The following is a 26,927-nucleotide window of genomic DNA, read 5'->3' on the forward strand; positions in this document are numbered from 1 at the left end:
CCGCTTTTGGCAAATCGGATCTAACTCGCCGTGATGTTTACAGCGTCTGTTTTGGCACTAGGCGGCCAAAGCGAGGAGTTGTTAGGTCTGCTTTGAGCGAAGAGCGGACGTCAGCGGCTCGGGATAAAGGCATTAATATGACAATGAGTAAAAAATCGAGTGTTGCGGTGCGCCAGAATTAAACGCTAAGGGAGATAATAGAGTCAGCGCATTCTTTCACCATTAACTAGTTTGATCAGCGATGTAAGGACGTTGACTGCAGCCGGGATGTTTTCTGAATAGGTATTTCCGTAACCTATGACCAGTCCGCTAGCTGAGCCGGTACTCTCACAGTATGAAGACAGAGCCTGAACACCAAGGCCTCGCTGACGGGCAAGTTCGGCGATCCTTTTATCATCAGTTCCCGGTGCGAGCCTCAACGTCAGGTGAATGCCTGATTTACCACCGAGTATCTGATCATGAGCGAAATTTGCTGTCAGCGCATCCCGTAAAATCCGCTGAAGCTCCCGGTAGAGGCGACGCATTCTTCCCAGATGGCGGCCAAACTCTCCGCTTTTCATAAAATCAGCCAGAGCCAGTTGTTGAAGATGTTGGCCGTTTCGCAGTACTTCATTAAGAATATTTCCTGCTTGCTCAATGATGCTTGCTGGTAGCACTACAAATCCAATTCTCAACGAGGGAAACATAGTTTTACTGAACGACCCTATGTAAAGGACGGGCGCGTTTTCAAGCAGTCCCTGCATACACGATATTGGACTGCCAGAGTGCCTGAAATCACCATCATAATCGTCCTCAATGATCCAGGCCCCAGTCTTTTCTGCCTCAGAGATAAGCGCAAGCCTTCGCGAAACGGACAGCACAGCGCCAGTGGGATATTGATGTGCTGGCGAGGTATAGATCAGTTTTGGAATAGGAGTCTGCCAGGCTTCATCAGGCACCCGCATGCCATCCTCGTCAACGGCCATCATAACCGTCCTGAGCTTGCCCGCATTGAATGCCGCTCTGGCACCGTAATAACCCGGATCTTCCATCCAAACCGTATCACCGGGGTCCGTCAGCAAATTCACGCAGAGTTCCAGTGCCTGCCTTGCCCCTTCGGTAATGATTATAGAGGATGCCTCACAGCGAACCCCTCGCGCAATAAAGAGATGCGTTGCGAGTGCTTCACGAAGGATGCGTTCGCCCATTGGCTCGGCATAGCCCAAGGAGCTTGGTAACAGTTGCCTGGCTGCGCGGTCAAGGGAGCGTCGCCAGGCAGAGAGAGGAAACTCCCTGAGCGCAGGCATACCGGGGGACAGAAGGGCATCTGCTGGCAGGCTACGGGCATTATCCACAAACGGGCTCAGACGTTCGGCTAGCTTAACGTCAGACATGTGCAGTTTTAACGCGGGTGCTATTACACGCTCGGAACCAGACAGAGCAGCCACACGTGTACCCTGGCGGTCGGCCAGGATATATCCCTCAGCCGCCAGTTGATCATAAACATTCACAACAGTATTACGAGATATGCCCAGCTCTTTCGAAAGCGCACGGGAGGACAAAAGCTCTTTCTCCGGAGGCAGAAAACCGCTCAGGATCGCATGACGGATACGCTCTTTGAGCTGTTTCTGTAAGGATATCCGCTCACCATCCGCAGTGGTCGCTCCCGGATGCAGAGGTTCAGTTATATCAAACATTTTATGGCCCCATAAAAATGAGACTTTGTGGACCTTTTTATAATACCACAAATACTTCATTCTCTTTATTTGGTGATTTCCTTACGGTGATAGAGGAGTTAATAATATTCATGAATCAGAGAGTAAATAATTTTCAACAGCCAGTCGGTGCAGAGCTGCCAGACTGGCGCAGCGCGAACGTTCCCGATGGGAAAAACCTGAAAGGACGCTACTGCCGCGCTGAGCGCATCAATGTTGAACGCCATGCTGCTGAACTTTACGAGGCTTACGGTGAAGCAACAGATGGACGTGACTGGACGTATCTCCCGGCAGGACCTTTCGAAACATTTGAATCGTGGTGTGCTTATCTGAGGAACATCGAGAAAGCGACGGACCCTATGCATTATGCCGTCATCGATTTAGCCACGGATCAAGCTGTGGGTACTTTTGCTCTAATGCGTATTGACGCGTCTAACGGAGTCATTGAGATGGGCTATGTAACCTATTCTTCTCTCATGAAACGTACACGGATCTCAACAGAAATCACCTACCTCGTGCTCAACTACGTTTTCGAAGAGCTTGGCTATCGACGGCTTGAGTGGAAATGTGATTCATTGAATGCACCTTCAAGAGATGCCGCCATACGCTATGGTTTTACCTTGGAAGGTGTTTTCCGCCAGGCAGTCGTCATCCATGGGCGCAACCGTGACACAGCCTGGCATTCCATAATAAATAGTGAATACATAGCGCTGTGCAATGCTTACGAAAAATGGCTCTCACCTTCTAACTTCGACGAAAATGGGTTCCAGCAGGAAAAGCTAAGTAAGTTCATTGCCGAGGCACGGCTTATAGTGGGCGGGCAGTAAGAAAAATATACCTGATGGCGATGTTTTTCACTGATGCTAATGCTGTTCTGTGCGCCCGGAATCGCCAGCTAGTTCTTTGCCCTGCAGGTAACGCTTTACTTGGAGCCTAATATTAGTTTTGAAGTGGTCAACAAAAACTGGCCACCACTTTAGAGCTTTTCCAGTATCGATTTTCCGATTCGTTGGGGGGTAACCCGCCGTCATATTCATGCGGCCTGAGCGCGCTGTAATACCCAACGATATAATCTGTTATTTCATGGGCAGCATCGCTGAAGCTTACGTAACCAGTCACTGGCACCCACTCATTCTTCAGATTCCTGAAGAAGCGCTCCATCGGGCTGTTATCCCAGCAGTTTCCACGTCGACTCATACTCTGTTTGATCCGGTACCGCCACAGTAACTGTCGGAACTGCCTGCTTGTATAATGACTACCCTGATCGCTGTGGAACATCACTCCGTCTGGCTTTCCGCGAGCTTCCCATGCCATTTCAAGCGCTTTGGCCGTCAGTTTGCTATCCGGGGAGAGCGATATTGCCCAACCCACAGGTTTCCTCGCGAACAGATCGAGAACAACTGCAAGGTATGCCCAGCGCTTACCTGTCCAGATATACGTCACGTCGCTGCACCACACCTGATTTGGCTCTGTCACCGCGAACTGCCGCTCAAGATGATTCGGAATAGCGACGTGTTCGTGACCCCCACGTTTATATCGATGAGTCGGCTGCTGGCAACTGACCAGCCCCAGCTCTTTCATCAGTCTGCCAGCAAGCCAGCGTCCCATCCGATAGCCTCTCTGGGTTGCCATTGTGGCGATGCTCCTTGCTCCGGCAGAACCATGGCTGATGTTATGCAGCTCCATTACCTGACTTCGTAATACAACCCGCCTGCCGTCTGGTTTTTCAGGACGGTTTTGCCAGTATTTGTAGCTGCTACGATGAACCCCGAATACGTGGCAGAGAGATGCCACTGGATAACGCGCCCTGAGTTTCCCGATTAACGAGAACTGTTCAGGGAGTCTGACATCAAGAGCGCGGTAGCCTTTTTTAATATTTCGTTTTCCATTTCAATACGTTGTAGCTTTTTCTTTAGCTCACGTATTTCGGTTTGTTCCGGTGTAATAGGGGAGGCTTTTGGCGTTTTTCCCAGCCGTTCATCACGCAGCTGTTTTACCCATTTAGTCATCGTAGAAAGGCCAACGTCCATGGCCTTAGCTGCCTGAGCGGCTGTGTAATTTTGATCGACAACCAACTGGGCTGGTTCACGTCTGAATTCAGGACTAAAATTTTTTCTTTTCATTGGTGCACCTGTGTTGTTCTGAGATGAGCATATCACCTCTATTCAGGTGGCCAAATTCAGTAAACCACTTCAAGCCTCCAGAAAATTTAGATACATCAGTAGAACGGGATTTTTTGAAACTCAGGCCTTAGTGAGAGGCCTGTTTCAACAGCAGCTGCGCCACTTCTCTTGCGCTATCGGCCGCGCTGTCATCACCCATCACGTGTGACATGGTGATAGCGCCCTCCATCAGAATCAGCAACTGTCTGGCCAGGGTTGACGGTCGCTCGATGTTTAATTGCCCTGTGAGTTCAAGCGCGTAATCCAGCAATTTTTGTTTATGAAGCTTCGCGATCTGGCGAACGGGATCGGCAGGGTCACCGACTTCTCCAGCCGTGTTAATAAAGGCACAACCACGAAAGCCATCTGACTCAAACCAGCCTTTGAGTACAGTGAACATATTCAGGATGCGCTCCTGAGGGGTAGTGCCTTTATCACATTCAGTTCTGAACCAGTGCATCCAGCGGGCATCACGCGCATTCAACGCGGCGGCTGCCACGTCATCCTTGGTCGCGAAATAGCGATAAATACTTTTCCTTGCGACGCCAGAGGTCTTGACCAGAAGGTCCATGCCTGTGGCATGAATGCCGTTCTGATAGATAAGTTGCTCAGCGGTCGCCAGGATTTTTTCTCGGGTATCGTTCGGCTTTTTGTTCATAAATTAATGGTGGAACGATCGTTCTACCTAGTCAAGCATCAGCCTGAAAACATTTTTCAAAAAGTGACGCGTGCAACACGTGTGGGAGAGTGAGTTCCCCTCCCCTAAATCAATAGACCGCGATATGAGAACGTCCGCTCTTCTGGCAAAGCAGTCTGTCGGATTAGGAATGATTCAGAGAAACAAAGGGGTCAGCTCAGATCTAATACATCTGGTGCGCACCACTGACGGTCCGGAAGGCGGGTATGGGCATTGAAGGGACCGCGTTAGCGGCATCATTCATGCAAAATTCAGGATTTTTAGGGCGCCGGCGATTGGGCGCCCTCAGTCGGGCGTGGCATCAGTGCGACAGAAAAATAGCCCTGTTTATCACCACAAAACCCGATTATTTCTTATATTGGAATGCGTATCACTGCCACAGAGATATTGCTCCGCAATGACAGGGATTAATAACGCTCCAGCCAGTGGGCGTAAGGTGCTGGCAACGTCCACGAGGCGCGCTCGATGCCCAGCTCGCGGGCGGCCTGATAGCTCCAGTGTGGGTTCGCCAAATGCGCTTTGCCTACCATCACCAGATCCAACTGACCCGATGCGACAGCCTGTTCAGCCAGTTCCGGCGTGCCGAAGCCCCAGGCGGAAGAGACAGGAAGATCGGCCTGCTCGCGTACCTGTTTAGCAATCGGCCCCATAAAGGCAGGAGCCCACGGAACATTCGCTTCCGGCGTAGAAAAACCAATGCTGACGCTCAGCATATCCAGCCCTGCGGCTTTAAAGCGGCGCGTGAGTTCAATGGATTCCTGCAAGGTTTCTTCATCACGGCCGTCAAATTCAATTACGCCGAAACGGGCGGTCAGCGGCAGGTGTTGTGGCCATACGTCGCGAACGGCAGCCAGCGTTTCCAGCAGAAAACGGCTGCGGTTGTCAAAACTGCCGCCGTACTGATCGTTACGCTTGTTGGAATGAACGGAGAAGAAGCTCTGTGCCAGATAGCCGTGAGCAAAGTGCAGCTCCAGCCATTCAAATCCAGCTTCCAGTGCACGGCGAGCCGCCGCGACAAAATCATCACGAACGCGGGCGATATCTTCCAGCGTCATTTCCTGCGGTTGTTTGGACAGGTTCGCGCCGAAAGCTTCTGCGGAAGGGGCAATGGTCTGCCAACCGCGTGAGTCGCCAGCAGGAATATGATCGTCGCCTTCCCAAGGAATATTCGCGCTGGCTTTGCGTCCAGCATGCGCAATCTGAATTCCCGGTACGGAGCCTGCATCCTTAATGGATTTAGCGACCTTGGCAAACGCCTGCGCCTGCTCATCGTTCCAGATACCCGTGCAGTGCGGCGTGATGCGGCCTTCGGGTGCGACAGCCGTCGCTTCCACGATAACCAACCCGGCACCGCCGCGCGCCAGTGAGGCATAATGCACCTGATGCCACTCGTTGATCAGGCCATCATTCGCGGAATAGGTACACATCGGTGGAACAGCAATTCGGTTGCGTAACGTAATATCTTTCAGCTTGAAGGGTTGAAACAGTGCGGACATAACATTTCCTACCTTGTTTGGTTAATTCGATATTTCGATATTATTCGAATAATGGATTTTAGACAACCCTGACACTATAATTCGCCCATGAGACCTTTTAAGCACCCTACCCCCGATGAGTTTACCCTTGAGCGCGTCCTGTACGCCTTAAGCGATCCCCTGCGCTTGGAAATCGTCCGCCGTCTGGCTATGCAGGGCGAGGCAACATGCAGCGAACTTGACGGCGGTCGCCCAAAATCCAGCGTGTCGCACCATTTTCGCGTCTTGCGTGACTCGGGCCTGCTGCATACCACCAACATCGGCACCACGCACATCAACCGACTGCGCCACAGCGACATGCAACAGCGCTTTCCCGGCCTGCTCGACGCCATTTTGTCTCAACCTGCCGAGTAAAGTTACGAAGGGCGTAGAGATAGCACGACTAAATCCACATAGTGAACCGCTATCAAAACCGTTTCACTAATTCCACGATCGTTTCTGCATTTCTCCGCCGTTCCCTTTATACTGTGCGTTTTGTACGAAGACGAATGGCGAGACCCCCTCCGTAATGATGAACAACGATGTCCTGCGCAGCGTGCGCTATATGCTGAATTTCAATAATGACCACCTGCTGAAGATCCTGGCGCTGGTGGAGATGACCGTCCCTCCCCTGCAGTTGGCGAGCTACGTCAAAAAAGAGGGAGAGGAAGGCTATCAGCCTTGCCCGGACATCGTGATGAGTTATTTCCTGAACGGGCTGATTCTGCAAAAACGCGGTCAAGATGAAAACCAGCCTGCACCGCAGTTTGAGCGCAAGATGACCAACAATATTATTCTGAAAAAGCTGCGTGTCGCGTTTTCACTAAAAACGGATGATATTCAGGCGATCCTGCTGGCACAAAATTTTCGCATTTCAGTGCCGGAAGTCACCGCGATGATGCGCGCGCCTGACCATAAAAACTATCGCACCTGCGGCGATCAGGTGATCCGCTACTTCCTGAAAGGGCTGACGGCACGAGTACGCAAAGGCTAAAAGCGCCGTTAACGAAAGACGTGGGCGTTGCCTGACGGACCTTTTCTTGTAAAGGCATCAGCAACGCTCGGTTTTTAGGACGGTATTGTTTAGTGCGATATCGTTTAGGACGGTATCAATGCTGTGTGTCATGCAAGATGGCCGCGACCAGTTGCTCCAGCTCTTCTTCCTCAAGCTGAGTGACCTGCTGCACGCTGTTCTTATCCATTCCCGTTAGCAATAAATTACGGGCAATTTGTCTGGCACTGTTTTTCATCCCTTGTTCAATGCCCTGCTCCAATCCTTGCTGAATACCGCGTTGGATGCCTTCCTCGAATCCCATTTTTTTCAATTGTTCGGCGATCGTCATAATGTCCTCCTGACCGGTTGATAGCGGTGCAGCCAGTGCGTCAATGAAATCTGCGGGCTTGGATGTGTTTCCCGCTTGTGCAATATAAAATAACAGCGCCCGACGCTGCGTCAGCGGCACCGACCAGCGTTCAAATAGTAACCCAATCTCCCGCGCCAACTCCAGCATATCACGGGTACGAATATGCTTCTGTACCAGTCACGTGCAAAACTATTCATTTTTAAAACAAGGCGCTGGCTGTAGGCAGGGAGTCGTTGCCGTCAGGCGGCTGCATGTTTTTCCATCGTCAAGCGCGCAGGAGCAGCGTCGACGTGCAGCGCAGGATGACGGCAGAAGCGAACGACGTCACCCACCACCAGCAGGCTCGGCGACTGTGGCTGATAGCGAGCCAACAATGCGGGTAAGGTTTCCAGCGTTGCCGTTAATAATCGCTGATCCGGCTGGGTGCCGCGTTCGATAATCGCGACGGGCGTCTGCGCGGACAGACCGTGTTCGATCAGGCGCTGGCACAGTCGACTGCTGTGGCTCAGCCCCATATAGAACACCAGCGTTTGCTGGCTGTCCGCCAGCGTCGGCCAGTCCAATTGCGGTTCGCCATCGCGCGAATGGCCGGTCACGAAGCGTACCGACTGCGCACAGGCCCGGTGCGTCAGCGGTAGCCCCACTGCTGCCGCACAGCCTGTCGCGGCAGTAATACCGGGCACCACATGACAGACAATCCCGGCCTGCTGGGCATAGTCCATCTCTTCGCCGCCGCGACCAAAAATAAAGGGGTCGCCACCCTTGAGACGAATCACCCGCTGCCCAGCCTGCGCCAGTTCAACCAACAGCTGATTGATTTTCTCCTGCGACAAACGGTGGCAGCCGCGCGTTTTTCCGACATCGATACACAGCGCCTGCTCCGGCACCAAATCCATAATCTCCGCCGACACCAGCCGATCGTAGACCACCACATCCGCCTGCTGGATTGCCCGCAGCGCCTTCAGCGTCAGCAGTTCTACATCGCCCGGCCCCGCGCCTACCAGCCAGATTTCACCGCCGAGTACAGGCTGACGCCCCTGGCCCTTCGCCAATATTGATTGTGTTGTCATCATGTCACACCTCATTACGCCGTGGCGCTCAACCTGCTTTTTTCAATTCATTGACCGTTATCGGCACATGCTGACTCAATAACGCCTTCAGTTCGGGGATACAGGAACCACAGTTGGTGCCGCATTTCAGCGTGCCACCTAACGCTGCCACGCTGTGACACCCCTTACGAATCGCACCGACGATGATCGCTTCGCCAACGCTATAGCAACTGCAAATCGTAGCTCCCTGCTTCACCTGTCCTTGTGGAGCCTGACCCGCCAGCAGCGCATGGCGCTCGTGCGGTAGCTGCGGTGGAGTAGCAAACGCCTGACGCACCGCATCGCTGTCGATACGCAGCGCCTGTGCACTCACATAGCAGGCCAACACCACGCGGCCATCGCACCAGCCAATCAGGTGAAACACACCATTGCCCTGCGCAACCTGACACTGCATATTTTCCAACCCATAATGTTCAGTCAGCCATGCCTGCCAGTCGTCTACCGGCACACGATCGGCAAACAGATACTGCGTCACGCCTTCATGAGGCACTTTGCTCCAGTAGGTAGCGGGCGGCGGCAGAACGTCATGCTCTGCGGGTAAGGTTAATGTCGCTGGAACGGGTTCGTCGGCAAAAAACAGCGTTGCCTGCCAGGCGGTATGCCAGGGCTGGATACGCACCCGGCTGTGTTTGCTTTCCGGCTGCCCGGAATACGGATCGGTAATCGGTGCGACTAAACTGTCAGCCCGTGCCTGAGCGCTGAACTGCTGATTCCAATGCATCGGTACAAACACGCTGCCGCGTGCCTGTCCGGCATCGAGTCGCGCCCGCGCCAGCATCCAACCGTGCACCGACGACAGACGCACCAGATCGCCCGCCTGAATATCATGCATCTGCGCATCCTGTGGATGCAGTTCGCAATAAGGTTCGCTGATATGACGCATCAGCCGAGCCGCTTTGCCAGTCCGCGTCATGGTGTGCCACTGATCGCGAATACGCCCAGTGTTCAGTATCAGCGGATAAGCCGCGCTCCACGGACTTTGCGGCAGCGACGGTGTTACCGCCACCAGACGCGCTTTGCCATCGGCATGCCAGAATCGGCCATCGTCACCCAGTCGGGCGCGCCCGTGTGGGTATGCCGCATTCACCGGCCACTGTATCGGCTCCAACTGCTGCCACTGCTGATTGCTGAGCGTCGCCAGCCCGCTGATATCAAACGCGCGGCTGCCATTATTCTCAAACCCAGACAACGCCGCATGTTCACGAAAGATTTCCGCCGGATGCTGATAAGCAAATGCCTCAGCAAATCCCATACGCTGTGCCACCTGACTCAGTATCCACCAGTTGGCTTTGGCTTCCCCCGGCGCGGGCAGAAAGGCGCGCTGACGAGACACACGGCGTTCGGAATTGGTCACCGTGCCGTCTTTTTCTCCCCAGCCCAACGCAGGCAGTAAGATATCAGCGGTTTCTGCGGTATCGGTATGACGCATCACCTCGGAGACGATCACCAGCGGGCAGCGTTCCAGCGCCTGTTTCACCCGGTCGGCATCCGGCATCGACACCACCGGATTAGTGCCCATGATCCACACCGCTTTAATATCGCCGCGTTCAACCGCGCGAAATAGGTCTACCGCATTCAGACCGGGCTGCGTCGCCACATTATCGCTCTGCCAGAAGCGCCCTACGCGCTCAATGTCCTGTGGCGTAAAACCCATGTGGCTGGCAAGCTGATTAGCTAACCCGCCGACTTCCCGTCCACCCATCGCATTTGGCTGTCCGGTTATCGAAAAGGGGCCGGAACCCGACACGCCGATTTTACCGCTCAGCAGATGCGCATTAATGATGGCGTTGCATTTATCACTGCCCGAAGACGATTGATTTACGCCCTGCGAATAGAGCGTGACCACTTTATCGCTGGTGCTGAACAGGTGATAGAAACACTCGATATCGGCTTCATCTAACCGACAGAACTCCGCCACCTGCGTTACCGACCACGCCTGCGCTGACTGTAATGCCTCTTCCACGCCGGAAAAACGCTCAACCAATTCGGCGCGATCGATACGTGGATCCTGCGCAATCCAATGCAGCAGGCCGTTGAACAGCCCGGCATCGCTACCGGGTTGCAGTGGTAGATGCAGATCGGCAATGTCGCAGGTCGCGGTACGTCGAGGATCGATCACCACCACCTGCATCTGTGGCCGCTGCTGTTTCGCCTGCACCAGCCTCTGATACACCACCGGATGTGCCCAGGCGGTATTAGAACCGACCAGCACTACCACATCCGCCAGCTCGATATCTTCATAATTACAGGGAACGGCATCCGCCCCTAGTCCGCGCTTATAGCCGATGACCGCCGACGCCATGCACAGCCGCGAGTTGGTATCCATATTGGCGACGCCAATAAAGCCCTTCATCAGCTTGTTGGCGACGTAGTAATCTTCCGTCAACAGCTGGCCTGACCCATAAAACGCCACCGACTGTGGGCCGTGTTGCTGCATAGTCGCCAGCAACCGTTCGGCCACTGTATCGAGCGCCTGCTCCCAGCTCACGCGACGCCCTTCCACCAGCGGCCATAGCAGCCGACCTTTCAAATCCAGCGTCTCTCCCAGCGCGGATCCTTTGACGCACAGGCGCCCCAAATTCGCTGGGTGTACGGGATCCCCGCTGATCTTTACCCCACCTTGCCCATCGTGTTCTGCCAGCACGCCACAGCCGACGCCACAATACGGACAGGTTGTCCGACAGACGTGCGCATTCATGATGCTTTCGCCATCGCAGTGTCTGCCAGAGCGACACTTTCAGGCACGGCCAGCGGTTGACGGCATACCCAAATCTCGTCGTCTTCCACACGCACCGGCCAGGCACGCACGTACAGCGCACTGTCATCCGGGCTGACGCCGTCTCGCAGTTTGAATCGTTTTTTGTACAGCGGAGAAATCACGACTGGCTCACCCGCCACGTCACCCAGTAGCCCACGCGACAGCACGTTCGCCCCACTGCCCGGTTCGTGGTTTTCTAACGCGTACACCTGCTGCTCGCTACCCGGCAGGTGGAACAGCGCGATTTGCTGCTGTCCGAGGCGCGCCGCCATGCCAGCATGACGCGGAATATCACCCAGCGTCGCGACCAGCACCCACTCCGCTTCATGAGCGGCAGGTTTCAGCACCGCGGGTTCTGGCGATATCGCTTTCTCATGATCCTGTGCCGGACGGATCTGCCCACGCTCAGGCACCATCACCACTGCTTCATCCGGGCTATCGCTGTTCAGGAAGCCGCGGAACAGCGCCAGACGTTCCGGGCTTTCCAGCGTGGTTTGCCATTCGCACTGGTAGGCATCCACCACGCGCTGCATCTCTTTATCTAACTCTTCACCGATATTCAGGCTGTCTTCCAGAATCACCTGACGCAGATAGTCGATACCGCCTTCCAGATTATCCATCCAGGTACTGGTGCGCTGGAGGCGATCGCCGGTGCGGATATAGAACATTAATACCCGATCGATAGTGCGCAGCAGGGTTTCCGTATCCAGATCGCTGGCGAAGAGATCCGCATGACGCGGTTTCATGCCGCCATTGCCGCACACATACAGATTCCAACCTTTGTCCGTGGCAATCACACCGATGTCTTTGCTTTGTGCCTCCGCACATTCGCGAGTACAGCCAGAAACCGCCATTTTAACTTTATGCGGCGAACGCAGCCCTTTGTAACGGTGCTCCAGTTGGATCGCTAACCCGGTGGAATCCTGCACGCCGTAGCGGCACCAGGTCGAACCCACGCAGGATTTCACGGTACGCAGCGATTTACCGTAGGCATGGCCGGTTTCAAATCCAGCATCGATCAGCTCACGCCAGATCGCTGGAAGCTGTTCTAAGCGAGCGCCGAATAAATCCACCCGCTGGCCGCCGGTGATCTTGGTGTACAGGTTATAGCGCTGCGCAACCTGCCCGATAGCGATCAGGCCTTCTGGCGTGATCTCCCCCGCCGGAACGCGCGGCACAACGGAATAGGTGCCGTCTTTTTGGATGTTGGCAAAGAAACGATCGTTGGTATCCTGCAACGGCAGGTGCTGCGGTTGCAGCAGGTAGTCATTCCAACAGGAGGCCAGCATCGACCCCACCAGCGGCTTACACACCTCGCAGCCCAAACCATGGCCGTAACGCTCAAGGAGGCTGTCGAACGAACGGATCTCATGCACGCGAATCAGGTGGTACAGCTCCTGACGTGAATAGGCGAAGTGCTCACAGATATCCTTCTTCACTTCGACGCCCAGTTGCGTCAGTTCGTACTCCATCACCTGCTTAAGCAACGGCACACAGCCACCGCAGCCTGTTCCCGCTTTGGTGCAGGTTTTCAGCGCACCCAGTTCGCCGCAGCCACCTGCCACCGCCGCCGAGATATCGCCTTTGCTGACGTTATGGCAGGAACAAATCTGTGCGCTAGCGGGTAACGCTGCCACGCCCAGCCCTTTCGGCGCATCACCGGAACGCGCGGGCAAGATCAATCCTTCCGGCTGTTTAGGCAACGGCATATCGTTGAGCATCATTTGCAGCAGCGTACTGTAATCGCTGCTGTCACCAATCAATACGGCACCCAGTAAACGCTTGCCGTCGGCAGACACGACGATTTTCTTGTAGACCTCGTTCGGGCCGTCCGTCCACTGGTAGCTTTGGCTTCCCGCCGTGCGCCCATGCGCATCGCCAATCGAAGCCACTTCCACGCCCAGCAATTTCAGCTTGGTGCTCATGTCCGCACCGGTAAATGGCGTATCGCGCTGCGCCAGCGTATCCGCCACGCTGCGAGCCATCTGGTAGCCTGGTGCCACCAGCCCGAAAATTTGCCCTTTCCACAGCGCACACTCGCCGATGGCGAAAATCGCGTCATCGGAAGTCTGGCAGCGATCATCAATCACGATACCGCCACGCGGCCCTTTCTCTAAATCGCAGCTATCCGCCAGTTTGTCGCGTGGACGAATCCCGGCGGAAAACAGCACCAAATCGGTTTCCAATATGCTGCCGTCAGCAAAGCAGAGGCGATGCAGCGCCTGCTCGCCGTCGGTGATTTCCCGCGTTTCTTTGCTGAGATGAATCTGTACGCCCAGCGCTTCAATCTTGCGGCGTAGCATGGTGGCACCGCCGTCATCCAGCTGTACCGCCATCAGACGCGGAGCAAACTCCACCACATGCGTGTCCAGCCCCAGTTGACGCAGGGCGTTTGCGGCTTCCAGCCCCAGCAGGCCGCCACCAATCACCACGCCAGACTTGCCCTTTTTAGCCTGTGCTGCAATCGCATCCAGATCGTCCAGCGTGCGATACACCAGACAGCCGGGGCGCGTATTGCCGGGAATCGGCGGAACAAACGCATAAGATCCCGTCGCCAGCACCAGTTTGTCGTAGGCGGTTTCTCTGCCCTGCGCATCACACACGCACTGACGTTCACGATCGATAGCCACGATCTCGCTGGCGCTGCGCAGCTCAATGCCGCTCTCGGCAAAAAAGCCGTCTTTCACCAGCGACAGCGAAGCGGCACTGCGGCCGGAGAAATACTCGGAGAGGTGAACGCGGTCATAGGCTTCATGACGTTCTTCGCCAAATACGACGATGTGGTAATGCTGATGCAGGTCGCGTTCAACCAGCTGTTCAAGAAAATAGTGGCCGACCATACCGTGGCCGACGACCACCAAAATAGGTTTGCTCATGACAGGAATCCTTACAGCTTCAGGCTGTGGGTCAGAATCAGGGGAAGAAAGGCCGAAAAGCAGCGAGGCAGGCGGAATCATCTCGCCTTCTGTCGCGCTATCCATCGCGGCCAGCAGGCGCTGGCTGTCGTCAGTGTCGCCATACAGCAGGACACCGCTCAGCCGACCGTCGCGAACGAGCAGACGACGATAGTGCTGCGTCTGCGGATCAGAAAGGGTGTACACCTCATCATCCGGTGTAACGTTAATATCGCCACCGCTGACCACGCCAATACCGGTGACCTTCAGTCGCGTCGCCGCCTGCTCACGCTGGTAGTCTTTCGGTGCATGTCCGGCAAGGCGCTGTGCTACCAGCGTGGCCTGCGCGAAACACGGGGCAACCAGCCCAAAGGTTTCGCCATTGAGTTCGCAGCATTCGCCGATCGCGCTGATATACGGGTCGGCAGTTTGCAGTTGTCCATCCACCAGCACGCCACGGTTGCAGGGCAAGCCGCATTCGCGCGCCAGTTGGCTGGCAGGAATCACGCCCGCGGTCACCACCACCAGCCCCGCCGGAATCGTGCGGCCATCTGCCAGCGCGACCGCCGTCACCCCGCGTTCATCGCCATGCAGCGCCACCACCTGCACATCCGTTTCGCAAGCAATGCCGCGTTCTCGCAGGCTGTCGCACAGCAAGTTACTCGCCGTGGCGTCGAGTTGACGCTCCATGAGAACCGGGACGCGATGCAGCAACGTGACGTCGGCACCACGCAGTTGCAGCGCCGCTGCGGCTTCAATGCCGAGCAGGCCACCGCCAATGACTACCGCTGGGACGGACTGGCGAATCGTCGTTAGCATCAGTTCGACATCATCCAGCGTGCGGAAGCCGCACACGCCCGCCAGATCGATACCGGGCATCGGCGGCATAAACGGCGTGGAGCCGGTCGCCAATACCAGATGATCGTAATGCAGTTGCCGTTGCGTCGTTGTCACCTCACGCTGCTGGCGATCGATATGGGTTACCCGCTCACCCAGCAGATAACTCACCGGCAGCGCCGCATCGTCGTCGAGAGTCGCTGGCGTCAACAGCGTATCCGTAAACGCTTTTTCGCCGCCCAATACCGGCGACAGCAGGATACGGTTATAGCTGGCGCGCGGTTCATCACCAATCACGGTGATTCGGAAGCGCGTTGCAGCCAGTTGGCGCAGCACATCGACGAATCGCGCACTCGCCATCCCGTTACCAATCACAATCAGATGCGGTTTCATCATCGTTCCGGCCTCGCTGTCAGGCTGCTTTAGGCTGTTTTTCATATAAGAAATGCAGCACCTGCTGACGGTAGTGGTGGTAGCGTGGATCGTCGGCCAGCACGACGCGTGAACGCGGACGTTCCAGCTCAACTTTCATAATTTCACCAACCGTCGCCGCTGGGCCGTTGGTCATCATCAGCACGCGATCCGACAGCAGCACCGCTTCGTCGACGTCGTGAGTGATCAGCACAATCGTGGTTTGCAACCGCTGCTGAATCTCCATCACCGCATCCTGAAGATGTGCTCGGGTCAGCGCATCCAGCGCGCCGAACGGTTCATCCATCAGCAGGACTTTCGGCTTCATGGCCAGCGCGCGGGCGATACCTACACGCTGCTTCATCCCGCCGGAGATCTCATTCGGCCGCTTGTTCAGCGCGTGCTCCATATGCACCAGTTCAAGATTGTGGGTAATCCATTCGTGCATTTCGCGTTTGTTCATCTGACCGCGAAACACCTGGCGTACCGCCAGCGCCACGTTTTCATAGGTGGTCAGCCACGGCAGCAGCGAGTGGTTCTGAAAGACCACGCCGCGCTCCGGCCCAGGACCGTCAATTTCACGGTTGTCACACAGCAGGCCGCCGCTGCTCGGCAGCGTCAGACCCGCAATCAGGTTCAATAGCGTGGACTTGCCACAGCCAGAATGGCCGATCAGGCTGATCGTCTCACCGGTGTGAATATCAAAACTCACCTGATCCAGCGCCAGAAATTCACCGCTGGCGGTATTGAAACGCTGGCTCACCTGCTGCACTTGAATAATCGGTGTTGTACGCATCGTCGGCTCCTTAGCGGTTGTCATAGCTGAAACGGTTAGCAATCCACACCAGTCCCTGCTCAAGCAGCAGACCGATAACGCCAATCACCACGATGGCGATGATGATGTTTTCCACGTTCAGGTTGTTCCACTCGTTCCAAATCCAGAAGCCGATACCGACGCCGCCAGTCAGCATTTCCGCCGCCACAATCACCAGCCAGGCGACGCCAATCGACAGACGCACGCCAGTCAATACGTTAGGCAGCACCGCCGGCAGCAGAATCTTACGCATGATGGTGAACTCAGAGAGCTTCAACACCCGCGCCACATTCAGGTAATCCTGCGGGATACGGCGCACGCCTTCAGCGGTGTTGAGGATCATCGGCCAGATGGAGCAGATAAAAATGGTCCAACTGGATGCCGGTTCGGCACGTTGGAACAGCAGCAGGCCGATAGGCAGCCAGGCCAGTGGACTGACCGGACGCAGCAGCGAAATGATCGGGTTGAGCATGTTGGCCAGAAACGTAAAACGACCAATCAGGAAACCAGCAGGAATGCCAACCAGTGCCGCCAGTCCGAAGCCAATACCAACACGTTGCAGCGAGGCCAATACGTTCCAACCGATGCCCTGATCGTTCGGCCCTGCGATGTAAAACGGATCGGCAAAGAGGCTGAGCGCCGCAAGCCAGGTCGTCCACGGCGTCGGGAAGTTTTCGCTGTTGAGCGCGGCAATTTGCCAGACCGCAACCAGCAGCCCCAGCCCCAGTACCGCAGGGAAAAGTTGTTGAAACAGCTTGCGCAGCAGCGGGCGGTAGGCGAAAGCCGGTGCCGCCGGTGCTTTTGCAGGCGTTGCGGGTTTAGTTGGCAGCGGCGTAATGTCGGCGCTGTGTACGGTTTCCGGGGCGTTATCCGAGGTAATTGGAATGACCTGGGCCTGGTTTTTCATCATCAACCTCACTTATTTCTTCACGCTAAAACTGTTGGCATAACCCGCTGGATCGCTGCCATCCCAGCGACGGCCATCGATGAGCACGCTGCTGCGCATGTCGCTACCGGGCAATGGCACATTCCCCACGGCGTCGGCTGCCTGCTTATAGATATCAATACGGTTAACCTGCTTCGCGACAGCCAGATAATCCGGCTCTTCGGTGAGCAAGCCCCAGCGTTTGTGCTGGGTGAGGAACCACATGCCGTCGGACAGGTACGGGTAGTTCACGGAACCGTCGTGGTAGAAACGCATCGCGTGTTCGTCTTTCCAGCTTTTCCCCAGCCCGTTCTCGTACTGGCCCAGCATACGTCCGACGATGGTTTCTTCTTTGGCATTGATGTACGCACGTCCGGCAACCACGCCTGCTGTTTCGCGGCGGTTGTCATCAGAGGCATCAATCCAGCGTGAGGCATCGAGGATCGCGGCGGTCAGCGCGCGGGCGCTATTCGGGTTGGCGTTTACCCAGTCAGCGCGGGTGCCCAACACTTTTTCCGGGTGATCCGGCCAAATGTCTTGCGAGGTGGCGGCAGTAAAGCCGATGTTTTCGCTGATGGCACGCTGGTTCCACGGTTCGCCGACGCAATAGCCAACCATGTTGCCAATCTTCATGTTCATCACCATCTGCGGCGGCGGCACCACCACGGTGCGCACGTCGTTCAGCGGATGAATGCTGGCGGAGGCCAGCCAGTAATAGAGCCACATGGCGTGCGTGCCGGTTGGGAAGGTTTGCGCGAAGGTATAAGTGCCCGCAGGGCTAGCTGCGATATACTTTTGCAGTGCGGCGAGATCCGTGACGTTGGCTGCACGCAGCTGGTTCGCCAGCGTGATGCCTTGTCCGTTCTGGTTGAGCGTCATCAGTGCAGCCATGTTGCTCTGCGATCCAGACAGCCCCATTTGCAGACCGTACAGTTGCCCGTACAGAATGTGGGCGGCATCCAGCTCGCCCGATACCAGCTTGTCGCGTACCGCGGCCCAACTGGCCTCTTTGCTGGGAACAATGGTGATGCCGTATTTCTTATCGAAACCTTTCACTGCCGCCATCACGACCGAGGCGCAGTCCGTCAACGGGATAAACCCGACCCGAATTTCCTTTTTCTCCGGTGCGTCGGAACCGGCAGCCCAGGCGCTATTCATCAACCCCGGCAGCATCAGGCTGCCTCCCAGTGCAGCACTCCCCAACAGAAACTGGCGGCGAGAGACGGTCATGCTTTTGGTTTTGGAATCACTCATCAACGACACCCTTGCGCAAAACACCTTTTCAGGCGGTAAAAACAAAAACGGCGTCCACAAGCCCATGCAGAATCTGCACGCTTATGGACGCCGTTGTCCGATTAACACCTTCCGCACCGCCGTTGGCCCGAAACGCATTATGAATGTTTGGTTGTTGCTAATGAGTTAAAGCAAGGTTTGTGCCAGATATCACAGTTTTACATATTGCCAAGGGGAGTGGTTTAATCGTGAGGTGAACTGAAATTTAGGTAACAATATGTAATTTAAGGTTATTGTTTCGTGCGCCAGAATATTGCCATTTCTATGCTACATCGTAGCACGCGCCCGACACGGGGCGCTCAGTCGCCGCCGCCCCGTGACCCGTGGCTTTTTCGCGAGAAATAACGTCGCTACGCGATACCTTCATAAAAAACAGCCTCTTAACGGACCGCCGTTGACGCGTTCCCGACGCGGCAACGGCTTTCGCGGCTTCCCTGCCGCTCATCCTAAGCCTGTTTTTTCTTCAGCGTTATTTACGCTTATCACAGCACAACGACAGCGAGAACCAGCTACGCACGAAACCACCTCATACTGTTGGTACTCCATTATTTTACCTCCCACGAGGGCACTCCTTGCACCGCCAACTGGCAGAACACGCACAGTTCATGTGCATATACCTCTTAAGGGGTATCACCAAATACATCGGCCACCGCGAGCATCGCCGTCGCGATGTCAATCAGCTTTTTGTTCTGGCTCATCGCCATGCGCCGCAGGGTTTTGTAGGCGTCTTCTTCGCTTAACCCACGGTGTTGCATCAGCAAGCCCTTCGCACGATCGATCTGTTTTCTTTCATTCAACGTGGCTCGCAGCGCAGCTAATTCATGATCCTGCGCCTGTAAGCGACGCGACTGTTGCTGCACCAACGACAGCAGCGAGCGCCCCAGCTGTGGGCTGACGCCATCGCTATGTAGCCAGCCGGGCTGCGCACGTTGTCCTTCCACGCCATGACCGGCGATAAATATCGAATAACCGGGATCGTCATGCTCCTGCTGTGCCATCAGTGCGTCGAGATCTGCGCGCTGATCGCTACATGCCTTCTCCGCTGACGCAATACGGGTACGGCAGCGCTGCATCAGTGTCTGCTCCAGTTCATCCTCCATCTGCTTCATTTCATCAATGCGCCGCGTGGCAATCGAAAACCAGTGCAGGCTATCGGCTTCCGGCAGCTTTTCTATCGGGCTGCGGGTGCAGACAATGCGGCGCAGGCGCTCAAACTCGCTGTCTACCGTGATAGCACGCCAGCGCTGCTGGTTTTCTTCATCGCTAAAACTCAGAAAGGTATCGAAACAGCGATCCTGCCGTTCAATCAAATCCAGCAGCTTTTGCCGAGTTTCCTCATCGACGCTGCCTGCCGCATAGGCCGCCGCGCCGATAGCTCGCTCCTGCCCCGCCAGTTCTTTCCCCTGCATAAAGCTGAACATGGCAATCAACGCGCGGGAAATTCCCGGATCGGCTGCCGTATCCGAGACCTCAAAAACCAGCGCCAGCAGGTTGCGGATAATGTCGTTGAAAAACGTCATCGCCTGCGGCTGAGGCAGCAAACGCTGGCGAATCTGCTGGCGCAGCGCGGGCAGCAGGCTCAGCGCATAAACCACGCTGGCAACACGGCTGAATAAACGGCTCGCCTGCGGTAATTCCGCCGTCATTTTTTCCAATCCAGCCAGATGTGTCATCAAGTGCATCTGTGCCACCTGCGCGTCTTTCTCACGTAGCGCCAGTTCGTCGGCGAACAGTCGACCATCGGAGCAAAGAAACAGGTTGGCCGTTCCCCGTTCACGCTGCAATAGATGGACGAGTTGGCTGATTTTGCCCACCAGCTCACCACTTTGCAGCAGGTAACGCAGGCTGTTCAGCTCACACTGGCGCGAGGCAAGTAAAAATCGAATTGTCGTTGAAGGCTCCGCCACCATTGCCGTCTCTCCTGAAAAAACCACAGTCAGGAATATGCAATTAGCGCGCCATTTGCACTCATTCACATTTAGCGGGAAGCAAGGGCATGTTGTCCGCACGATGGCTGCCGAGTTCGTACACGTTTCACTTCAATTTTTAAACTCCGTTACTAAACCAACCCCATCGCAAAAGGTATTCTCATCATCGTTACTAAAACTGTTTTATAGCCATCGGCATGATGCTGACATCGGCGTGAAAACAGAATGAATCGCTGTTAAAGCCGCATCGTAGCGACGTCACAACCATAGGAGCGCATGAGCATGGCGAATTTATCTGAACAAGAAAGCTGGATTGATGGAATTTATCAGCTTGAGACATCGGATCCCGTTGTCGCAGGCCCAGGGGGTATCTCTAACCGTCAGGCTGAGCAATTAGCCAGCCGCACGGCTTACCTGAAAAAAATGCAGGAAACCACGGGTGAGAGTTTGCAGGTACATCTCGCTGCCAGCGACCCGCATTCGCAATATGCCCCAAAAAATAGCCCGACGCTGACGGGAACACCCACCGCGCCAACGACAGCGCAAACGGCAAACAACACGCAAATTGCCACCACGGCCTTTGTGAAATCGGCCCTTGCCGCACTGGTTAATGGTTCTCCGGCAGCACTGGATACGCTGCAAGAACTGGCGAACGCGTTGGGCAACGATCCGCACTTCAGTACCACCGTGGTGAATGCCATTGCTGATGTGAAAACTGACGTAGCCAATAAGCTGAATGCCCATGCTTCCATCCTCGATGCGCATCCGCAGTATGCCCCGAAAGCCAGCCCTGCATTCACGGGCACGCCAACCGCGCCAACGGCTGCATCCAGTTCTAATGACACACAACTGGCGACAACGGCCTTTGTGAAAGCCACCGTGACTGCATTGGTCAATGGATCTCCTGCGGCGCTCGATACGCTGCAAGAACTGGCTACCGCGCTGGGTAATGATCCGAACTTCAGTACAACGGTGTTGAATGCGCTGGCGGGGAAGCTGGCAAAAGACCAGAATGGGGCGGATATACCAAATAAACCGCTGTTTCGTGAAAATGTTGGATTGGTGAAACAGACATCACCAACCGACACAACTGTTAATAGAATATTAAACATAGCAGAGAATGGTGAAGGGTCTTTTGGGTTGGGTGGAGCGGCGATCGCTATACCTGCCGGTTCAGCAATACCCGGATATTTTAACAGTCGCCCCACCGGTTTTTATCGTGCTGGCTCAAATATTACGGGAACATTTTCACCGATTTGTGATTATCAATGGATACGACATGATAGCAATAATGGATTTCTAATTGCCATGGGGATTGGCGCGCTAGGCGTTATAGCGTTTAGAGCACTCAGCGCTGGTGAATGGTCTGGTTGGCGCACAGTTTGGCATGATGGAAATTTAACCTCGGCTGATATGTACGGTAATCGAGGCCCGTTAGGAACAGTCGATTTGGACACGGTTTTCGGAGCAGCGTATCGCGGGGTGTGGGATCAGGGTACAACAGCAAACGCGACCGTAGCTAGAAATTACCCCATTCCAAGTGCAGGTAGCCTGGAAGTTATTTACAACGCGGCTACAGGGGTCGGAGTTGTTCAGCGATATACTACTCATGCGAGCAATCGCGTATTTATTCGGTTTAAAGCAACAAACAACGATGCATGGTCTGCATGGGTTGAGCATTGGACTAGTGCAAACCTCACTAACCCGATGACGACAGACACAGCGCAGACAATTAGCGGCGTGAAAACCCTGACAGCAAACCCAAGCATCGTTCGTGCAGGATTTCCGGGTATAGAATTTACCAATTCGTCTGTAGTAGCGAATGTGGTTGGGCGATACAAGCTGCTGACATCCCCCACAGCTACGCTTATTCAAATATACAGCCGCACAGATAGCGAAACAATCACAGGGCAAACAGTAATATCGATACCAACTGCAGCTACAGGAACGGCACTTGTTACGGGAAATAACGTAGTAGCAGATGCTAACGGGTATTATAAAACACCGAATAGCGCAGAAATAACCCCCGTAACTGCCAGTGAAATCGCGGGTCTTCCGCAGTTATTCCCCGGTGCTGTCGCGCCCGCTGGTTGGCTGAAATGCAACGGTCAGCAATTCGACAAAACGCAGTATCCCATTCTTACCTCTCGCTATCCCAGCGGTTTTTTACCCGATCTACGCGGAGAATTTGTACGCGGTTGGGATGACGGGCGCGGGGCTGATGCGGGGCGTGCGTTGATGTCAGCGCAGGGCGACGCAATCAGAAATATAACAGGAACATTTAACCCTGGCGGGTGGGGAATTACCGCTGATGGTGTATTTTCTCGCGGCGACACGCGGGGATCGAACCATGGTCAATTTCATGATTCTGCGTTAATCACATTTGACGCATCAACAGTCGTTCCGACAGCATCAGAAAACCGTCCCCGCAATATCGCCTTTAACTACATCGTGAGAGCAGCATAATGAGCAACTATTCAACACAAATCAAAAACGCAGAACTGAACGAACGTGGGCTGGCAATCAATTCCGGCTGGATTACGGTTTATCACGTTAATTCCGAGACACGGGAATACCTGTCAGCGAGCTATGAATATGTTATGCAAGGTGTTGGCCTGCCAGCCGACAGCTACGCAGACGAACCGCAATTGCCGCCTGTCGGCCAAGCCTTGCGCCGTAGTGCAGACGGTAAGACATGGGAACCAGTGCCAGACTATCGCGGCCAGACGGTTTACAGTACGGAAACACGACAGGTGCAGACGGTGACGCAGTTCGGTGAACTGCCTGACAACATGACATTTCTGGCTCCAGCAACCGAGTTTGATCAGTGGAATGGGGCTGCCTGGGTGACAAATCTGGAGGCGCAACAGCTTGCTACAACCAAAAGCCTACAGCAGGAACTGGCAGCACGGCGCGCGACAGCAAATACCCGAATTGCCGAGCTGAACTACGCAGTGGATTTGGCTATTGCCACGGATGAAGAGCAAGAGCGGCTAACCCAATGGAAAATTTATCTGGTGACGTTGAACCGCATTGATCTCACCGCAGCATCAGTCGTGTGGCCGGTAGCCCCTTCCGTGTAATCGCTGGCACCCGTATTTCATCATATCAATTAGGTGTGCCGTATTTAGCATACGGCACACGCGCATCATATCCGCATCATTAGTAAGGATATTCTGATAATCCCCAATTATTTTTATCGCCAAATGTAAAATTAAATAAAAAATGAAACTGTTATATTTATACATCTCAAATCTGTACTATTTTAATTAAATTAAATTTTAAACACCAATAATAATGCAGAATAAAAACCCAGAAACCAAAGTTAAATAAAATTAAAAACCAAGAAGAAAATTAAAATTAAAATATAAAGCCAAAATAATAACATTAAAGATAAAAAATCCGAATCAACAAACTGTACTATTTATCCTTCAGTTTTTGCACGCTATAATCCCCGCACGTTTTATTCACTATTCATTCTTATCTCACTTCAATCAGTGACGTTAATTTCTGACGGATGCAAATACCGTCGGCGGTAATTTATTCGCATTTTATTCATCACTATTTATTCCGGCAAGCATCGGAATAACAGCATTTTCCTGCCTGAAGCTAGGAGCCTAACATGTTTGATGTCGTTGAGCTGTCGCGGCTGCAATTTGCCCTGACTGCCATGTATCACTTTCTTTTCGTCCCGCTGACGCTGGGGTTGTCTTTCCTGCTGGCCATTATGAACACCACTTATGTGTTGACCGGCAAGCAAATCTATAAGGATATGACCAAATTCTGGGGCAAGCTGTTCGCCATCAACTTTGCGCTGGGCGTGGCAACCGGTCTGACGCTGGAATTCCAGTTCGGCACCAACTGGTCTTACTATTCTCACTATGTGGGCGATATTTTTGGTGCGCCGCTGGCAATGGAAGGACTCATGGCGTTCTTCCTCGAATCTACACTCATCGGCCTGTTCTTTTTTGGTTGGGATCGCCTGACCAAAGTCCAGCACATGCTGGTGACCTGGTTCGTCGCGCTAGGCTCCAACTTTTCCGCACTGTGGATTCTGGTCGCCAACGGCTGGATGCAAAACCCGATTGCCGCCGAATTCAATTATGAAACCATGCGCATGGAAATGCTGAGCTTCGCCGAACTGGTGCTTAACCCGGTCGCACAGGTGAAGTTCGTCCACACCGTGGCAGCGGGCTACACCGCTGGCGCGATGTTTGTACTCGGGATCAGCTCTTACTATCTGCTGAGAGGCCGCGATATCGCCTTTGCCAAACGCTCGTTCGCGATTGCCGCCAGTTTTGGTCTGGCCTCGGTGCTATCCGTTATCGTTCTGGGCGATGAATCCGGCTATGTGATGGGCGATGTGCAGAAAACCAAGCTGGCCGCGATCGAAGCCGAATGGGAAACACAACCTGCACCCGCCTCTTTCACGCTGTTCGCCATCCCCAATCAGGAAACGATGCAGAATGATTATGCGATCCACGTTCCCTACCTGCTGGGGCTCATCGCTACCCGTTCGCTCGACAAACCCGTCGTCGGCATTAAAGACCTGATGGCACAGCATGAGATCCGCATTCGCAACGGCATGACGGCTTATGGCCTGCTGGAGGAACTGCGTTCAGGTAACACCGATCCCGCCGTTCGCGCACAATTTGAGGCCGCCAAGCGCGATCTTGGCTACGGTCTGCTGCTTAAGCGCTATACCGACGACGTCGCCAACGCCAGCGAAAATCAGATTCAGCAGGCAACCAAAGATTCGATTCCTCGCGTCGCGCCGCTGTATATCGCTTTTCGCCTGATGGTGGGCTGTGGCGTGCTGATGCTCGGCATTTTTGCGCTGTCATTCTGGAGCGTCATACGCGGCCGCATGGGGCAGCGCAAATGGCTGCACCGCGTGGCGCTGTACGGCATCCCCCTGCCCTGGATCGCGATTGAATCCGGCTGGTTCGTCGCCGAGTATGGCCGCCAGCCGTGGGCAGTCGGTGAAGTTCTGCCTACCGCCATCGCCAATTCGTCTCTGGAAGCACACGACATCCTGCTGTCGATGGGACTGATTTGCGGACTGTACACGCTGTTTCTGATCGCAGAAATGTATCTGATGTTCAAGTTTGCCCGACTGGGGCCAAGCAGCCTGAAAACCGGCCGCTACCACTTTGAACAACCGATGACACAATCCCTCGCGACACCTGCAAAACCTTAACGGGAGCCATAATAATGCTGGATTATGAAACATTACGTCTGATTTGGTGGGGATTGATTGGCCTGTTATTCATCGGCTTCGCCATCACTGACGGCTTTGACATGGGCGTGGGCATTCTGCTGCGCCTGCTGGGCAAGACCGATACCGAACGGCGGGTGATGATTAACGTGATCGCCCCGCACTGGGACGGTAATCAGGTCTGGCTGATCACCGCGGCGGGCGCACTGTTCGCCGCCTGGCCGATGGTTTATGCCGCCGCGTTTTCCGGTTTCTACTTCGCTATGATTCTGGTGCTGGCCGCTCTGTTTTTCCGCCCGGTTGGCTTTGATTATCGCTCCAAGCTGGAAAACCACCGCTGGCGCAACATGTGGGATTGGGGCATTTTCATCGGCAGCTTCGTCCCCACGCTGGTGTTCGGCATCGCATTAGGCAACCTATTGCAAGGCGTGCCGCTGAGCGTCGATAAGTATTTGCGCCTCACCTACCACGGCGGGTTCTTTGGCCTGTTGAACCCGTTCGGGCTGCTGGCAGGCGTCGTAAGTGTCGCGATGATCGTCGCACACGGCGCGATTTACCTGCAAATGCGCACCACAGATGCACTTCAGCGTCGCGCGCAAAAAACCGTCCTAATAGCCAGCGCGCTGATGAGCCTCACCTTCTTACTGGCTGGCCTGTGGGTCGTTACCGGAATCGACGGCTACCTGATTACCTCGACGCTGGATAAAGCGGCTCCATCTAATCCACTGAATAAAGACGTGGTCCAGCAGGCCGGTGCCTGGTTAACCAACTTTAATGCGCATCCCGCGCTGTGGGCGATCCCCGCATTGGGTGTGGTTCTGCCGTGGTTCACCTGTCTCTTCTCGCGCGTGAACCGCTGCGGCTGGGGTTTTCTGACCTCGTCATTGACGATTGTCTGCGTGATTCTGACGGCAGGAATTACGCTGTTCCCATTTGTGATGCCCTCCAGCTTCGATCCCAATGTCAGCCTGACCATCTGGGATGCGACGTCAAGCCAGCTTACGCTTCAGGTGATGACCATTCTGGCCTGCATTTTTGTCCCCACTATCCTGCTTTATACCAGTTGGTGTTACTACAAGATGTTCGGTCGGGTCGATGCACGTTACATCGAAGAAAATAAGCACTCCGTTTACTAACGATTTGAGGAGAAAGAAAATGTGGTATTTCGCCTGGATACTGGGCACGCTGCTGGCCTGCGCGTTCGCGCTGGTCACCGCGCTGGCCGTTGAGAACCATGAAGCGGGCAAAGACGCCCCTTGAGAGAACGAAGCGCCGCCATCGGGCGCTTCATCATTTCGTACTGAGACAG

General features: G+C 54.6%; 18 protein-coding genes and 3 pseudogenes. 9 read left to right on the plus strand and 12 right to left on the minus strand.

The genetic code is table 11. From position 1 onward, the window contains the following. Positions 1 to 203 precede the first annotated feature (203 nt). A complete protein-coding gene (locus JFY74_13765) occupies positions 204 to 1,676 on the minus strand; it encodes a PLP-dependent aminotransferase family protein (GenBank protein QQG27175.1) in 1,473 nt (490 codons plus the stop codon). Positions 1,677 to 1,786: 110 nt separating this feature from the next. Between JFY74_13765 and JFY74_13770 the strand changes: the two genes are divergently transcribed. After that, complete coding sequence (locus JFY74_13770; protein ID QQG27176.1) at positions 1,787 to 2,521, plus strand: GNAT family N-acetyltransferase; 735 nt, start codon at positions 1,787 to 1,789, stop codon at positions 2,519 to 2,521. Positions 2,522 to 2,648: 127 nt separating this feature from the next. On the opposite strand, the gene JFY74_13775 is transcribed toward JFY74_13770, so the two are convergent. From JFY74_13775 to JFY74_13785, 3 genes are all read right to left on the minus strand, one after another. Next, a protein-coding gene (locus JFY74_13775; protein QQG27177.1) for an IS3 family transposase occupies positions 2,649 to 3,817 on the minus strand; the annotation gives its coding sequence in 2 pieces (ribosomal slippage) (positions 2,649 to 3,568 and positions 3,568 to 3,817; 1,170 coding nt in all). Positions 3,818 to 3,944: 127 nt separating this feature from the next. Next, a complete protein-coding gene (locus JFY74_13780; GenBank protein ID QQG27178.1) occupies positions 3,945 to 4,514 on the minus strand; it encodes a TetR/AcrR family transcriptional regulator in 570 nt (189 codons plus the stop codon). 446 nt (positions 4,515 to 4,960) lie between these two features. Beyond that, positions 4,961 to 6,049: an NADH:flavin oxidoreductase/NADH oxidase gene (locus JFY74_13785; GenBank protein ID QQG27179.1), complete on the minus strand. Its 1,089-nt coding sequence runs from the start codon at positions 6,047 to 6,049 to the stop codon at positions 4,961 to 4,963. 87 nt (positions 6,050 to 6,136) lie between these two features. Between JFY74_13785 and JFY74_13790 the strand changes: the two genes are divergently transcribed. Both JFY74_13790 and JFY74_13795 read left to right on the plus strand, forming a co-directional pair. Beyond that, the gene (locus tag JFY74_13790) at positions 6,137 to 6,442 is read left to right on the plus strand and encodes a helix-turn-helix transcriptional regulator (GenBank protein QQG27180.1); all 306 of its coding nucleotides are present in this window, start codon (positions 6,137 to 6,139) and stop codon (positions 6,440 to 6,442) included. A 154-nt stretch (positions 6,443 to 6,596) separates the two neighbouring features. Next, positions 6,597 to 7,061 carry a DUF1456 family protein gene (locus tag JFY74_13795; GenBank protein ID QQG27181.1) on the plus strand — a complete coding sequence of 155 codons (465 nt, stop codon included), beginning with the start codon at positions 6,597 to 6,599 and terminating at the stop codon, positions 7,059 to 7,061. 115 nt (positions 7,062 to 7,176) lie between these two features. Here JFY74_13795 and JFY74_13800 read toward each other — a convergent pair. The 8 genes and pseudogenes from JFY74_13800 to JFY74_13835 form a co-directional block, all read right to left on the minus strand. Further along, positions 7,177 to 7,608 (minus strand): annotated as a pseudogene (locus tag JFY74_13800) (transposase). Positions 7,609 to 7,670: 62 nt separating this feature from the next. After that, the gene (gene cobA / locus JFY74_13805; GenBank protein QQG27182.1) at positions 7,671 to 8,504 is read right to left on the minus strand and encodes a uroporphyrinogen-III C-methyltransferase; all 834 of its coding nucleotides are present in this window, start codon (positions 8,502 to 8,504) and stop codon (positions 7,671 to 7,673) included. A gap of 25 nt (positions 8,505 to 8,529) precedes the next feature. Then, on the minus strand, positions 8,530 to 11,238 hold the full coding sequence (locus tag JFY74_13810) for a nitrate reductase (protein ID QQG27183.1): 2,709 nt from the start codon (positions 11,236 to 11,238) through the stop codon (positions 8,530 to 8,532). Continuing rightward, positions 11,235 to 15,422, minus strand: a complete 4,188-nt coding sequence (gene nirD, locus JFY74_13815; GenBank protein ID QQG30545.1) for a nitrite reductase small subunit NirD — start codon at positions 15,420 to 15,422, stop codon at positions 11,235 to 11,237. The genes JFY74_13810 and nirD overlap by 4 nt, the downstream gene beginning before the upstream one ends. A 19-nt stretch (positions 15,423 to 15,441) precedes the next feature. Further along, entirely contained in the window at positions 15,442 to 16,236 is a 795-nt protein-coding gene (locus tag JFY74_13820; protein QQG27184.1) for an ABC transporter ATP-binding protein, read from the minus strand. A gap of 10 nt (positions 16,237 to 16,246) precedes the next feature. After that, positions 16,247 to 17,161 (minus strand): nitrate ABC transporter permease, encoded by a 915-nt coding sequence (gene ntrB, locus JFY74_13825; GenBank protein ID QQG30546.1) that lies wholly within the window; start codon positions 17,159 to 17,161, stop codon positions 16,247 to 16,249. 12 nt (positions 17,162 to 17,173) lie between these two features. Beyond that, entirely contained in the window at positions 17,174 to 18,433 is a 1,260-nt protein-coding gene (locus tag JFY74_13830; GenBank protein ID QQG27185.1) for an ABC transporter substrate-binding protein, read from the minus strand. A 659-nt stretch (positions 18,434 to 19,092) separates the two neighbouring features. Beyond that, positions 19,093 to 20,382 (minus strand): nitrate- and nitrite sensing domain-containing protein, encoded by a 1,290-nt coding sequence (locus JFY74_13835; GenBank protein QQG27186.1) that lies wholly within the window; start codon positions 20,380 to 20,382, stop codon positions 19,093 to 19,095. Between the two features lie 300 nt (positions 20,383 to 20,682). Here JFY74_13835 and JFY74_13840 point away from each other — a divergent pair. The 6 genes and pseudogenes from JFY74_13840 (at position 20,683) to cydX (ending at position 26,878) form a co-directional block, all read left to right on the plus strand. Continuing rightward, positions 20,683 to 21,444 (plus strand): annotated as a pseudogene (locus tag JFY74_13840) (phage tail protein). A gap of 963 nt (positions 21,445 to 22,407) precedes the next feature. Then, positions 22,408 to 22,866, plus strand: a pseudogene (locus JFY74_13845) (tail fiber protein). Beyond that, the gene (locus tag JFY74_13850; protein QQG27187.1) at positions 22,866 to 23,483 is read left to right on the plus strand and encodes a tail fiber assembly protein; all 618 of its coding nucleotides are present in this window, start codon (positions 22,866 to 22,868) and stop codon (positions 23,481 to 23,483) included. Before JFY74_13845 ends, JFY74_13850 begins: the two are co-directional and overlap by 1 nt. A gap of 539 nt (positions 23,484 to 24,022) precedes the next feature. Beyond that, complete coding sequence (gene cydA / locus JFY74_13855) at positions 24,023 to 25,600, plus strand: cytochrome ubiquinol oxidase subunit I (GenBank protein QQG27188.1); 1,578 nt, start codon at positions 24,023 to 24,025, stop codon at positions 25,598 to 25,600. A 14-nt stretch (positions 25,601 to 25,614) separates the two neighbouring features. Continuing rightward, positions 25,615 to 26,754: a cytochrome d ubiquinol oxidase subunit II gene (gene cydB / locus JFY74_13860; GenBank protein QQG27189.1), complete on the plus strand. Its 1,140-nt coding sequence runs from the start codon at positions 25,615 to 25,617 to the stop codon at positions 26,752 to 26,754. A gap of 19 nt (positions 26,755 to 26,773) precedes the next feature. Beyond that, entirely contained in the window at positions 26,774 to 26,878 is a 105-nt protein-coding gene (gene cydX / locus JFY74_13865; GenBank protein ID QQG27190.1) for a cytochrome bd-I oxidase subunit CydX, read from the plus strand. Positions 26,879 to 26,927 lie beyond the last annotated feature (49 nt).

Origin of the sequence: Pectobacterium carotovorum (assembly GCA_016415585.1) — a bacterium.
Lineage (GTDB): Bacteria > Pseudomonadota > Gammaproteobacteria > Enterobacterales > Enterobacteriaceae > Pectobacterium > Pectobacterium carotovorum_K.